Source organism: Pseudomonas sessilinigenes, assembly GCF_003850565.1.
Classification (GTDB): domain Bacteria; phylum Pseudomonadota; class Gammaproteobacteria; order Pseudomonadales; family Pseudomonadaceae; genus Aquipseudomonas; species Aquipseudomonas sessilinigenes.
On record NZ_CP027706.1, the window covers coordinates 1 to 13,618 of the forward strand.

General features: G+C 60.3%; 11 protein-coding genes. 10 read left to right on the forward strand and 1 reads right to left on the reverse strand.

The window, feature by feature from the left end; genetic code table 11:
- Positions 1-78 precede the first annotated feature (78 nt).
- The 7 genes from dnaA to C4K39_RS00035 all read left to right on the forward strand — a co-directional run bounded on the left by dnaA (position 79) and on the right by C4K39_RS00035 (position 7,728).
- Entirely contained in the window at positions 79-1,614 is a 1,536-nt protein-coding gene (gene dnaA, locus C4K39_RS00005; RefSeq protein ID WP_068576588.1) for a chromosomal replication initiator protein DnaA, read from the forward strand.
- Between the two features lie 38 nt (positions 1,615-1,652).
- On the forward strand, positions 1,653-2,756 hold the full coding sequence (dnaN, locus tag C4K39_RS00010) for a DNA polymerase III subunit beta (RefSeq protein ID WP_068576591.1): 1,104 nt from the start codon (positions 1,653-1,655) through the stop codon (positions 2,754-2,756).
- An 8-nt stretch (positions 2,757-2,764) separates the two neighbouring features.
- Entirely contained in the window at positions 2,765-3,868 is a 1,104-nt protein-coding gene (gene recF / locus C4K39_RS00015) for a DNA replication/repair protein RecF (protein WP_068576592.1), read from the forward strand.
- 4 nt (positions 3,869-3,872) lie between these two features.
- Positions 3,873-6,290, forward strand: a complete 2,418-nt coding sequence (gene gyrB / locus C4K39_RS00020) for a DNA topoisomerase (ATP-hydrolyzing) subunit B (protein WP_068576594.1) — start codon at positions 3,873-3,875, stop codon at positions 6,288-6,290.
- A 255-nt stretch (positions 6,291-6,545) separates the two neighbouring features.
- The gene (locus C4K39_RS00025) at positions 6,546-7,031 is read left to right on the forward strand and encodes a DUF4265 domain-containing protein (protein WP_068576596.1); all 486 of its coding nucleotides are present in this window, start codon (positions 6,546-6,548) and stop codon (positions 7,029-7,031) included.
- Between the two features lie 23 nt (positions 7,032-7,054).
- Positions 7,055-7,396 (forward strand): hypothetical protein, encoded by a 342-nt coding sequence (locus C4K39_RS00030; RefSeq protein ID WP_068576598.1) that lies wholly within the window; start codon positions 7,055-7,057, stop codon positions 7,394-7,396.
- Between the two features lie 11 nt (positions 7,397-7,407).
- The gene (locus C4K39_RS00035) at positions 7,408-7,728 is read left to right on the forward strand and encodes an immunity protein Imm33 domain-containing protein (protein WP_178083945.1); all 321 of its coding nucleotides are present in this window, start codon (positions 7,408-7,410) and stop codon (positions 7,726-7,728) included.
- A gap of 27 nt (positions 7,729-7,755) precedes the next feature.
- Here the strand turns inward: C4K39_RS00035 and C4K39_RS00040 are convergent, their stop codons facing one another.
- Positions 7,756-8,484 carry a response regulator transcription factor gene (locus C4K39_RS00040; protein WP_124345381.1) on the reverse strand — a complete coding sequence of 243 codons (729 nt, stop codon included), beginning with the start codon at positions 8,482-8,484 and terminating at the stop codon, positions 7,756-7,758.
- Between the two features lie 817 nt (positions 8,485-9,301).
- On the opposite strand from C4K39_RS00040, the gene aqpZ reads away from it, so the two are divergent.
- From aqpZ to C4K39_RS00060, 3 genes are all read left to right on the forward strand, one after another.
- Complete coding sequence (gene aqpZ, locus C4K39_RS00050; protein WP_068576605.1) at positions 9,302-9,991, forward strand: aquaporin Z; 690 nt, start codon at positions 9,302-9,304, stop codon at positions 9,989-9,991.
- A gap of 195 nt (positions 9,992-10,186) precedes the next feature.
- Entirely contained in the window at positions 10,187-11,182 is a 996-nt protein-coding gene (locus tag C4K39_RS00055) for a FecR family protein (protein WP_124345382.1), read from the forward strand.
- Between the two features lie 18 nt (positions 11,183-11,200).
- The gene (locus C4K39_RS00060; protein ID WP_124345383.1) at positions 11,201-13,519 is read left to right on the forward strand and encodes a CHASE2 domain-containing protein; all 2,319 of its coding nucleotides are present in this window, start codon (positions 11,201-11,203) and stop codon (positions 13,517-13,519) included.
- Positions 13,520-13,618: the final 99 nt, after the last annotated feature.

Below are 13,618 nucleotides of genomic sequence, written 5' to 3' on the forward strand. Positions count from 1 at the left end.
ATGTGGATAAGTGGACGGCCGACCGTTACAATGGCTGCTTGTTTTTGCCTCACCGGCTTTCAACTTCAGGGGATATCCGTGTCAGTGGAACTTTGGCAGCAGTGCGTGGAGCTTCTGCGTGATGAGCTGCCTGCCCAACAATTCAACACTTGGATCCGTCCGCTACAGGTCGAAGCCGAAGGCGACGAGTTGCGTGTCTACGCACCAAATCGTTTCGTTCTCGATTGGGTCAATGAAAAGTACCTGGGCCGCGTGCTCGAGCTGCTGGATGAACATGGCAATGGCGTGGCGCCCGTTCTTTCCTTATTAATAGGCAGCAAGCGCAGCTCGGCTCCTCGTGCCGCGCCTAACGCACCGCTGGCCGCAGCCGCTTCCCAGGCATTGCAGGCGGCTGCCGCGGCCAAGGCTGCAGCAGAACCTGCTGCGCCGGCTCCGGTTCCTGCTCCGGCCAAGAAGGCCGCCGAGCAGAAAGCCGATCAGACCAGCGAAGAGCCCTCTCGTGACAGCTTCGACCCCATGGCGGGCGCCAGCTCGCAACAGGCCCCGGTACGCACCGAACAGCGCACCGTCCAGGTAGAGGGCGCGCTCAAGCACACCAGCTACCTGAACCGTACCTTCACTTTCGAGAACTTTGTCGAGGGTAAGTCCAACCAGCTGGCCCGTGCTGCGGCCTGGCAAGTAGCGGACAACCCCAAGCACGGCTACAACCCGCTCTTCCTTTATGGGGGCGTCGGCCTGGGTAAGACCCACTTGATGCATGCCGTGGGTAACCACCTGCTCAAGAAGAACCCGAATGCCAAGGTCGTGTACCTGCATTCCGAGCGCTTCGTGGCAGACATGGTCAAGGCGTTGCAGCTCAATGCCATCAACGAATTCAAGCGCTTCTACCGTTCGGTGGACGCACTGCTGATCGACGATATCCAGTTCTTCGCCCGCAAGGAGCGTTCCCAGGAAGAGTTTTTCCACACCTTCAACGCCCTCCTCGAAGGCGGCCAGCAGGTGATTCTCACCAGCGACCGTTATCCGAAGGAGATCGAGGGCCTGGAAGAACGCCTCAAGTCCCGCTTCGGCTGGGGCCTGACGGTAGCGGTAGAACCGCCGGAACTGGAAACCCGGGTGGCGATCCTGATGAAGAAGGCCGACCAGGCCAAGGTCGAGTTGCCTCACGATGCGGCGTTCTTCATCGCCCAGCGGATCCGTTCCAACGTCCGTGAACTGGAAGGCGCGCTCAAGCGTGTCATCGCCCACTCGCACTTCATGGGACGCGATATCACCATCGAGTTGATCCGCGAATCCCTGAAGGACCTGTTGGCACTGCAGGACAAACTGGTGTCTGTGGATAACATCCAGCGCACCGTTGCCGAGTACTACAAGATCAAGATCTCCGATCTGTTGTCCAAGCGACGTTCGCGTTCCGTTGCCCGCCCACGCCAGGTGGCCATGGCCTTGTCCAAGGAACTGACCAACCACAGCCTGCCGGAAATCGGCGATGTGTTCGGCGGTCGCGACCACACCACGGTGCTGCACGCTTGTCGCAAGATCAATGAACTTAAGGAATCCGACGCGGACATCCGCGAGGACTACAAGAACCTGCTGCGTACCCTGACCACTTGATGATTCCAACGCAGCTTATTAAGGCAAGGGACTAGACCATGCATTTCACCATTCAACGCGAAGCCCTGTTGAAACCCCTGCAACTGGTCGCCGGCGTCGTCGAACGCCGCCAGACCTTGCCGGTGCTTTCCAACGTGCTGCTGGTTGTCGAAGGCCAGCAATTGTCGCTGACCGGTACCGACCTGGAAGTCGAACTGGTCGGTCGCGTACAACTTGAAGAACCGGCCGAGCCTGGGGAAATCACCGTCCCGGCTCGCAAGCTGATGGACATCTGCAAGAGCCTGCCCAACGACGTCCTGATCGACATCAAGGTCGATGAGCAGAAGCTGGTGGTGAAGGCCGGCCGTAGCCGCTTCACCCTGTCGACCTTGCCAGCCAACGATTTCCCGACGGTGGAAGAAGGCCCGGGCTCCCTGACTTGCCAGTTGGAGCAGAGCAAGCTGCGTCGCCTGATCGAACGCACCAGCTTCGCCATGGCCCAGCAGGATGTGCGCTACTACCTCAATGGCATGCTGCTGGAGGTTTCCGCTGGCATCATCCGCGCCGTGGCCACCGATGGTCACCGTCTGGCCATGTGCTCGATGCAGGCCGACATTGGCCAGCAGGATCGCCACCAGGTGATCGTGCCGCGCAAAGGTATCCTTGAACTGGCCCGTCTGCTCACCGAGCCGGATGGTAACGTCAGCATCGTCCTGGGCCAGCATCACATCCGTGCCACCACCGGTGAATTCACCTTCACCTCCAAGCTGGTGGACGGCAAGTTCCCGGACTACGAGCGTGTACTGCCTAAAGGCGGTGACAAGCTGGTGCTGGGCGACCGCCAGGCCCTGCGCGAGGCCTTCAGCCGTACCGCGATCCTGTCCAACGAAAAGTACCGCGGCATCCGCCTGCAGCTTGCCAACGGCCAGCTGAAGATCCAGGCCAACAACCCGGAGCAGGAAGAAGCCGAAGAAGAAGTAGGCGTGGAGTACAACGGCGGTTCGTTGGAAATCGGCTTCAACGTCAGCTACCTGCTGGATGTGCTGGGCGTGATGACCACCGAGCAAGTCCGTCTGATCCTGTCCGACTCCAACAGCAGTGCGCTGGTCCAGGAATCCGACAACGACGACTCGGCTTACGTTGTCATGCCGATGCGCCTGTAATCAGCTAGATGTCCCTCAGTCGTGTCTCGGTCACCGCGGTGCGTAACCTGCACCCGGTGACCTTCTCCCCTTCCCCTCGCATCAACCTCCTCTACGGCGCCAACGGCAGTGGCAAGACCAGCGTGCTGGAAGCCATTCATCTGCTGGGGCTCGCCCGCTCGTTTCGCAGTGCCCGGTTATTACCGGTGATTCAGTATGAGCAGTTGGCTTGCACGGTGTTTGGCCAGGTCGAATTGTCCGAGGGAGGGCACAGCAACCTGGGGATATCCCGAGACCGCCAGGGCGAATTCCAGATCCGTATCGACGGTCAGAACGCTCGCAGTGCGGCGCAGCTGGCAGAAATACTGCCGCTACAGTTGATCAATCCAGACAGTTTTCGCCTGTTGGAAGGAGCTCCGAAGATCCGTCGGCAGTTCCTGGACTGGGGAGTGTTCCATGTGGAACCTCGCTTCATGTCCACCTGGCAGCGCTTGCAGAAGGCCCTGCGGCAGCGAAACTCATGGCTGCGGCATGGTACACTTGACGCCGCTTCGCAAGCGGCCTGGGACCGGGAACTGTGCCAGGCCAGCGCTGAAATCGATGAATACCGCCGCGCATACATCAAAGCCTTGAAACCAGTCTTTGAGCGGACCTTGGGCGAGTTGCTGGAGCTCGAGGGCCTGACACTTAGCTATTACCGTGGTTGGGACAAGGAACGCGAGCTTAGTGAAGTCCTCGCGAGCGCCCTGCACCGTGATCAGCAAATGGGTCATACCCAGGCCGGCCCGCAACGTGCTGATTTACGTCTGCGCTTAGGCGGACACAACGCTGCGGACATCCTGTCCCGTGGCCAGCAAAAGCTGGTGGTCTGTGCATTGCGCATTGCCCAGGGGCATCTGGTTAGCCAGGCCCGCCGCGGTCAGTGTATTTATCTGGTGGATGACCTGCCGTCCGAACTGGACGAGCAACACCGTCGCGCACTTTGTCGCTTGCTGGAAGACTTACGCTGCCAGGTGTTCATCACCTGTGTAGACCACGAATTACTGAGGGAAGGCTGGCAGACGGAAACGCCAGTTGCTTTGTTCCACGTGGAACAAGGCCGTATCACCCAGACCCACGACCATCGGGAGTGAAGGCATGAGCGAAGAAAATACGTACGACTCGAACAGCATCAAGGTGCTGAAAGGTTTGGATGCCGTACGCAAACGTCCCGGTATGTACATTGGTGACACCGATGATGGTAGCGGTCTGCACCACATGGTGTTCGAGGTGGTCGACAACTCGATCGACGAAGCTTTGGCGGGCCATTGCGACGACATCAGCGTCATCATCCACCCGGACGAATCCATCACCGTACGCGACAACGGTCGCGGTATTCCGGTCGATGTGCATAAAGAGGAAGGCGTTTCCGCGGCAGAGGTCATCATGACCGTGCTACACGCCGGCGGTAAGTTCGACGATAACTCCTATAAGGTTTCCGGCGGCCTGCACGGCGTGGGTGTATCGGTAGTGAACGCACTGTCCGAGGAACTGGTCCTGACTGTGCGCCGTAGCGGCAAGATCTGGGAACAGACGTATGTCCACGGTGTTCCACAGGAACGGATGAAGATCGTTGGCGACAGCGAAACCACCGGTACCCAGATCCACTTCAAGCCATCGGCTGAAACCTTCAAGAATATCCACTTCAGCTGGGACGTCCTGGCCAAGCGGATTCGCGAACTGTCCTTCCTCAACTCCGGCGTCGGCATCGTCCTCAAGGACGAGCGCTCCGGCAAGGAAGAACTGTTCAAGTACGAAGGTGGCCTGCGTGCCTTCGTCGAGTACCTGAACACCAACAAGACGGCGGTCAACCAGGTGTTCCACTTCAACGTCCAGCGTGACGATGGCATCGGCGTGGAAGTCGCCCTGCAGTGGAACGACAGCTTCAACGAAAGCCTGCTGTGCTTCACCAACAATATTCCCCAGCGCGACGGCGGTACCCACCTGGTGGGCTTCCGTTCGGCACTGACCCGTAACCTGAACAACTACATCGAGCAGGAAGGCCTGGCCAAGAAGCACAAGGTCGCCACCACCGGTGACGACGCCCGTGAAGGCCTGACCGCAATCATCTCGGTGAAGGTGCCGGATCCGAAGTTCAGTTCCCAGACCAAGGACAAGCTGGTGTCTTCCGAAGTGAAGACCGCCGTCGAGCAGGAGATGGGCAAGTACTTCTCCGACTTCCTGCTGGAGAACCCCAACGAAGCCAAGCTGGTGGTCGGCAAGATGCTTGACGCCGCCCGTGCTCGTGAAGCCGCGCGCAAGGCCCGTGAGATGACCCGCCGCAAAGGCGCCCTGGATATCGCCGGCCTGCCTGGCAAGCTGGCGGACTGCCAGGAGAAAGACCCTGCCCTTTCCGAACTCTACCTGGTGGAGGGTGACTCCGCGGGTGGTTCTGCCAAGCAGGGCCGTAACCGCAGGACCCAGGCAATCCTTCCGCTCAAGGGCAAGATCCTCAACGTCGAGAAAGCACGCTTCGACAAGATGATCTCCTCGCAAGAGGTTGGCACCCTGATCACCGCCCTGGGTTGTGGCATTGGTCGCGAAGAGTACAACATCGAGAAGCTGCGCTATCACAACATCATCATCATGACCGATGCTGACGTCGACGGTTCGCACATTCGTACCCTGTTGCTGACCTTCTTCTTCCGCCAGTTGCCGGAACTGATCGAGCGCGGCTACATCTACATCGCCCAGCCACCGCTGTACAAGGTCAAGAAAGGCAAGCAAGAGCAATACATCAAAGACGACGACGCCATGGAAGACTACATGACCCAGTCGGCTCTGGAAGATGCCAGCCTGCACTTGAACGAAGACGCCCCTGGTATTTCCGGCGAAGCCCTGGAGCGCCTGGTCAACGACTTCCGCATGGTCATGAAGACCCTCAAGCGCCTGTCGCGCCTGTATCCACAGGAACTGACCGAGCACTTCATCTACCTGCCACCGGTCAGCATCGAGCAACTGTCCGACCACACCGCCATGCAGGAATGGCTGGCCAAGTACGATGCCCGCCTGCGTAACTCCGAGAAGTCTGGCCTGGTCTACAAGGCCAGCCTGCGTGAAGATCGTGAGCGTAATGTCTGGCTGCCAGAGGTCGAGCTGATCTCCCACGGCCTGTCGAACTACGTCACCTTCAACCGCGACTTCTTTGGCAGCAACGACTACAAGACCGTTGTATCCCTTGGCGCCCAGCTGAGCACCCTGTTGGATGAAGGTGCCTACGTCCAGCGTGGCGAGCGCAAGAAAGCGGTGACCGAGTTCAAGGAAGCCCTGGACTGGCTGATGGCGGAAAGCACCAAGCGTCACACCATCCAGCGATACAAAGGTCTGGGCGAGATGAACCCTGACCAGCTGTGGGAAACCACCATGGACCCGACCATGCGTCGCATGCTCAAGGTCACCGTGGAAGATGCCATCGCCGCCGACCAGATCTTCAACACCCTGATGGGTGATGCGGTCGAACCTCGTCGCGACTTCATCGAAAGCAACGCCCTGGCAGTGTCCAACCTGGACTTCTGATCAGGGTACACAGCTGAAAATAAAAAGGCCGACGCTTGCGTTGGCCTTTTTTATTGGCAGATTGTTCAATCCCTTTACCCATTTATCCAGCCAAGGCAGGCATGGCGAATGCTCAACTTCTCGGCGTATGGCGCGACTGATCCCGATCTGGCCTGGGAAGTGGAAGATTAATTGAACAATAAGGACGTGGACCTGGCAGGTACTGCCTCAGCCCTTGTCACCCTTTTTAAAACAGTAATCGCTCGGAAATTTGTTATGGATGATCAAAGCCAGGAAATGTCGATTCGGGTTGTCGCGGGGCAGAACAACCGCGGCCCGGTCTATGAACCGCTGCATGTACGGCGGATTGATGAGCACAGTTACGAGATTCTCTACTCACCGGGGCTCACGCTCAACCTGGCCAAGGGCGACATTATTTCGATCAAGGACCCGCAGGCCCCGGCAGTGGTACTCAAGCGTGGCGGCAACTTCTGCATCCACATTTACTCGGATTACATTCCGGAAGAACACATCAGTGCCCTGGAGGCAGACGTGGCGACCGAATTGGGCGGCATGCTCGACGGGCGCTATAAGGGCAATCTGACGTTGTCGGTGCCAGCTCGAAACGGCATGGATAAAATCGCCCTGTTCTTCAACCGCTTCCGCCAGACCACGGGCATCGAGTGGTACTACGCCAACATCTATAAAAACCTCGATGACAGCGATGACGAAACCTTGCTCAATTGGTGGCTGGATAGCTGACCGCGAACGGAGTGCAGACGAGCATGAGCTACGAGTATCGGTTGGTGTTTGAGGAGCCGCTGGGCGCGCGGCAGGTCATGGATAAGCTGCGCCGCAGTGCGGACTTTGTACAGGCGGCAGAGCAGGTAGTCGAGTTCAAGGACCCTGGCCTGGGCAGCAGCGCCGACTATGATCTGCGCCTGACCTTCGAGAGCGACCAGGCGCTCTGGATGGAGCTGCTGTTCCGAACCGCACCATTGCACCAGTGTCTGGATCGGGCACTGCAGGGGCACCGTTTCAGGTGTTTCGAGGACGGTGACAGCGACGACGAGGTAGCACTCGAACAGGTCTTTGCGCTGGGCAGGACCTCCCCTATTTCCCCTTGATGGCTGGGCCAATGAACGAAAGACAGCAGCTTATCTGTGAACGCTACGACCTCGCTCCCCAGGCGCCGGAGCCGATGATTGCACTGGCCACCGGCTCCCTTGCGCACTCGCCCATCTATGGCACAAGGATCGAGTTGCCACAGAACGGTACGGTCAGCTGGTTTATCCACTGCGGCGAACATTCCACCGCTGTGGATTTCTACCAACCCTTGTGTGCCGAGCACCTGGTCGAGCTGTTGCCGGAGGTGATCGATTATCTGTATCTGCCGAGCGGGACGTGTTTCATCATCGACCGCGCCGGTTATGAAGATGTCTGGCAAGACCCTGAGTGACATCGAGCCGCTTTTGGCGGCACGCCGTCAGTTGTCCTGCTCGCCAGGCGACGTGACGCTTTCCAGGCGGTAGCCATAGCCGTAGATGGTCAGCAACTGCCAGCCCCGTTCCGCCGTCAGCCCCAACTTGTTGCGCAGCCGGTAGATGTGGGTATCCAGGGGCCTGGAGGAAAGAATTTCCTCGTGGGTCCAGAAGCGCTCGTACAAGTATTCTCGGGACAACGGCCGGCCCAGGTTGGCGAACAGGCAGCGTGCCAGGCGGTACTCACGCTCGGTGAGGCTGATGGGCGCTCCAGCCCGGGTCACCGTCAACTCGGCATCGTCGAAGGCCAGGTCATTGAAGTTCAGCACTTCCTCGCTCTGGGTACGCTGCAGGCCATGGCGGCGTAGCACTGCGTTGACCCGGGCCTTGAGCTCGTTGGGGCGGAATGGCTTGCTCAAGTAGTCGTCGGCGCCGGTGTTCAAGGCCTGGACGATATCGCTCTCGGCATCGCGGCTGGTGAGCATGATGGCGGCCGGTGGCGAGTCCATGTGCTCCCGACTCCAGCGCAGTAGCGCCAGCCCACTGAGGTCCGGCACCTGCCAGTCGAGGATCATCAGGTCGAAGGTTTCCCGCCGCAATTGGCGCAGCAAATCTTCGCCGCGCTCGAAACGGTGCAGGGTCCAGGGTTGTTCACCCGGGCCGGGAATATCTCGCAGTGTCTGTTCCACCCGCGCCAGTTCTGCGGGTTCGTCATCCAGTATTGCGACACGCATGCGAGGCAGGTCCTTAGGGGTCGAGAGGCTGTCCGAGGCATGGCGGCATGCGTCTCGGGCTGGGGAGAAGTTTAGGCGCCAGGGATGAATCTGAACAATTGTGGCGAATTGCTCTAGGGGCGCTGCTCCCTCGGTACGCTGATATCAAATAGCCGGTAGCTGTTGGGAGCACCCTTCAGCACCGAATTCCTTGAAGGACGATACCGGCTCGAACGAGCAAGGAAAAGGGCAATGGGCAACATGTCGGGGGCGATGGATATGGGGTGGAAGAAATTTTCCGAAAGAGCGGATCTGGCGAAACTCGTCGCCTTGTCTCTTGCTGCGTTCTTGAGTGTTGAAGCGTCCTCTAAGGCCACTGCTGTCCCGGTAGCTCCTCACTATGAGCTTCCGGTCCAGCGTTACTTCAGTCCCTCGGTGAACCAGGTGGGCTTTAGCGACTCCCGGGGATTCGCTCCCGCGACTGCTCCACTGTCGACACCCTCGGTGGTGTACCAGGACCAGCAGCGGTGGGTGTTCTAGCCATGGGCCTGAACATTCTGAAGAAATATTGCAAAGCGACACCGGGCTGTCCGCTCCCGGTAAATTCGCACTCGCTGAGTGGCACACGGGGGCAATCGGAAGTGCTCCGACACAGGGAGTGTCATCCGCCGGTTTGGCGGTTGCGGGTCGAAGCGAGCTTCGATTTACCGTACAGGGGAAAACAGGGAGTGCCTCCTCAGGACGTAATGCTCGACACAAGGATGTGTCTCCCTCCCCCGCTGATTTTCGGCGACTTCAATACCCTCCCTCTCATTTCGAATATCTGTGAAGGCCTCTGATGAAAACACTCGGCGCGGAATTCTTTGGTACGTTCTGGTTGGTGCTGGGCGGCTGCGGCAGTGCCGTACTGGCCGCCGGCGTTCCACAATTTGGCATTGGTTACCTGGGCGTCGCCCTGGCCTTCGGTCTCAGCGTGCTGACCATGGCTTATGCCCTGGGGCCGATTTCCGGCGCGCACCTCAACCCGGCGGTCTCGGTTGGCCTGTGGCTGGGCGGACGCTTCTCGGGCAACCGTGTGTTGCCTTACATCGTCGCCCAGGTGCTTGGCGGCCTGGCAGCCGGTGCCGTGCTGTTCCTGATCGCCTCGGGCAAGACGGGTTTTGACGCTTCGGCCGGTTTTGCCGCCAACGGTTATGGCGAGCACTCCCCGGGTGGCTACTCGATGCTCGCTGCCCTGTTGAGTGAAGTGGTGCTGACGGCGATGTTCCTCCTGATTATCCTGGGCGCCACATCCAAGCGCGCTGCTCCCGGGTTTGCCCCGATTGCCATTGGCCTGACCCTGACGCTGATCCACCTGATCAGCATTCCGGTCACCAACACCTCGGTGAACCCGGCCCGCAGTACCGCTGTGGCATTTTTTGCCGGAGAGTGGGCCGTGTCCCAGCTGTGGCTGTTCTGGGTCGCCCCGCTGCTGGGTGCATGCCTTGGCGCCCTGGCGTATCGCCTGGTCGCTACAGACCGGGATTGACCAGCAGTACCGGTGGGGGTGGCCCCTACCGGTACATCGCCCTGTGCACACACAACCGCTCGAGAGCGGTTGTGCTGTTCCAGCAGGGATGAAAGGTTATGGCCGATCTCGGTAGAGAGTGATGGCCAGCACGCCCCCAATCTAGTTCTAATGTCACGGACTTCAGAAGAGCACGACCACGGATCCGATGATCTCATGACCTATTTGTCTATTCGCCCCCGGGCCCAGTTTGCTCCGCTCCTGCTTGGTGTGGTGCTGGCCTTGTCCAATTCGATGGCCAGCGCCGCCATCGCTCCCGCCAAGCGCCTGCCCTACATCGATGACAACCAGCTCTGTCGCGGCCAACCGTTACCGGCGACAGTCGAACACCTGACGGGCGAAGCCTGGAAGCTGGACGCCAAGGGGCGTGAGATCGCCCTGGAAGAAGGTATGGACATCGACGAGAAAGAAGGTGTGAAGACCTCACCCTCGGCCTTCGTCAGCCTGTCCCTGGGCGACGGTTCGCGGGTGGTGCTGCCATCCAGCTCCCAGGTCACCCTGCGGCTGAACGAACAGTACAGCATCCCCCAACTGGTGCTGGAACAGGGCCAGGTCGAGTCTTACGTGATCAAGCGCACCAGCGATCACGACCGCTTCCAGATCGTGACCCCGGTGGGGGTTCTGGGCGTGCGCGGCACCCACTTCCGGGTGCGTAATGATGACGAGCAGTCGCTGGTCGAGGTACTCAATGGCCAGGTGGCGGTAAACCGGGACGAGGACCCCCTCGACCAGACTCCCCCGCGCTCGCGCAAGCGGGCTGTGGATAAACCGGCCGGACCGCGGCCGGGAGAAGTTCAAGTGATGGCGCGCCAGGGCATGCGGGTGCGCAAGGAGGGCGAGCTCAAGCCGGTGGACCTGCTGGCCGCGCCCCGGCTGCTGGGGCAGGCAGGTCAAACCGGCGTCCTGCCCGTTTGGCAGCTGATCCTCGAACCCCTGCCTGGAGCGCGTCGTTATCGCGCCCAGGTGGCGACCGACAAGGATTTCCTGAACATCAAGCAGGAACAGTTCTCCAGCACCCCACAAGTCAACTTCACTGGGTTACAGGCGTTTTTCTATCATGTGCGTCTGTCGGCATTCGACGAGCACGGCCTGGAAGGAGAAACCGGGGTCTATGACATTTTCTATTACCCCAGAAGCACCCGTGTCCAGTAACCCGCCGACGAGGTATCGATGAGCGGGTCGAACCATCGGGCCGGGGACCGAGAGTCCACCCAGGCCCAGCAGCTGTTTCGTCGACTGGTACGGGAATGGTTGTGGGTCAGCCTGTTTCTGCTGCCGCTGACGGCGGCCTTGTCCCTGAGCCATGGGCTGGCCCTGAACAACTTGTTCTATGACCAGCTGCGGCGCTTCACTCCACTGCCGGTGGACCCGCGGATCCTGGTGGTGACCATCGATGACTACAGCCTCCAGCAACTGGGCCGCTGGCCCTGGCCGAGGGCGGTCCATGGCCAATTGCTGGACCGTCTCAGCAGTGCCGGGGCCAAGGGCGTGCTGTTCGATGTGATTCTCAGCGAGCCCGGCAGCACGGTGGAAAACGACACTCGCCTGGCCGCTGCGCTCTGTCGTGCTGGCAATGTGTTCCTGCCGGTACTGCGCGAAGGCGTGGCCCGTTATGGCCAGGACCTGGGCGAACTGTTGCCGGTACCGTTGTTGCGCAACTGTGCCCGTGGCCTGGGTCATATCAATGCCGAGGCCGATGCGGACGGCACGGTACGCAGCGTCTACCTGCGCGAAGGCCCGCAACAGGCGCCCCGGGCACAACTGACCTGGCTCCTGTACCAGCTCACCGAAGCCGAGCCTCTGTCCCCGCTCATGCCGGGCTCGGCCCTGCCGGAGGTCACCCAGGGCTGGCTGCGCAGCAACCCGGTGCGAATCCCCTTCATCAGCAAGGCTGCTGGTTTTCCAAGCGTGCCTTACGTCAGCGTATTGCGCGGTGAAGTCCCTCCGGAGCTGCTGCATGACCGGTTGGTATTGGTGGGGTCCACGGCCCCTGGATTGGGGGATCGCTACGTGACTGCGCAATCCGGCAGCCAGGGTACGACTCCGGGGGTTGAGATCCAGGCCAACCTGCTCAATGGCTTGCTGCAGCATCGCAGCCTGGTCGCGTTGGGTGCGTGGCCGGGCGTGTTGTTATCCATGGCCCTGACCGCTGCCCTCCTTGGGCTGTTGCTGTGGCGTCCACGCCATGCCTTGTGGATAACCCTGGGTTGCATGGGCCTGGCATTGGCTGGGTCGGTATTGATGCTACGGCTGGGGTACTGGTGGTCGCCGGTGGCTAGCCTCCTGGGCATGCTGTTGGCGTACCTGATCTGGAACTGGCGTCGGCTGCGGGTGATCCTGGCTTATTTCGGCTGGGAGCTGGAACGCCTGGACAGCGAGCCCAAGGTACTGCCGGAGCGTCGACGCAACCAGCCGGCCACCGGGGATGTGCTGCAAGGGCAGATCATTGCCCTGGAGCAGGCCTTGAGCCGAACCCGGGACACCCGGCGTTTCATTGCCGACGGCCTGGAGTGCCTGCCGGTAGCGACCCTGATCGCTGATCCGGATGGCAAGATCCTGCTGGCCAACCGCAATGCCCGGGAAGTCTTCGCTCATTCGCTGGTGGGGCAAGCGCTGTTGCCGCAACTGGCTGCCCTGGGGTATCCGGGCCTGGCTGATTCGTCTCTCTACCCTGCCCTCGCGCAATTGCCAGGGGTGGAGTTTCGCGATACCCAGCAACGCAGCCTGCGAGTGGAGCTGGCGCCGTTGCTGCCGGTGGACAGCGAAACCCCCATTGGCTGGTTGCTGAGCCTGACCGACCTGAGTGTCGAGCGTGATGCCGAGCAGCAGCGTGGAGTCTTGTTGCGGTTTTTATCCCACGACCTGCGTGCCCCCCACTCGGCGATCCTCGCCTTGCTGGATGTGCAGCAGCGCCAGCCATCGCTGCCCAAGCAGGTCTACGGGCAGATCGAACAACAGGTCCGCCGGGCGCTGACCTTGACCGAGGCTTTCGTGCAATTGGCCAAGGCCGAGTCGGAGGCTTATCAGTTCGAGCCGAGCATGTTCGCCATGCTGGTGCTGGATGCCTTCGACCAGGCCACGACCTTGGCCCAGCTCAAGCACATTCATCTGCGCCACAGCCTGGACGAGCAGGCCGAGAGCCTGGTCCTGGCAGACCAGTCTCTGCTGACTCGGGCACTGTTCAACCTGCTGGAGAACGCCATCAAGTACAGCCCGGAAGGTTCCACCGTGAGCGTGCAGGTCAGCTGCGCCGATGGCTGGTTGCGCTGCGAAGTCTGTGATGAAGGCCGGGGCATTGCTGCCGATGACCTGCCCCAGTTGTTCGGCCAGTACCAGCGCTTTGCCTCGGCCAAGGGCATCGAGGGCCTGGGACTGGGCCTGTCGATGGTCAAGGCGGTGATGGACCGCCACCAGGGGCATATCAGCTGCCGCAGCGTGGTGGGGCAAGGTTCATGTTTCGTTCTTGAGTTGCCCTTGCTGGAGGAATAAGGGCCGAGGCGAGTATCCAAATGAAAAAGCCGGCCTCGAGGCCGGCTTTTTCTTGGGTGTAAAACTTATGCACGTTTTTCCGTATTTTATTAGCTTAGG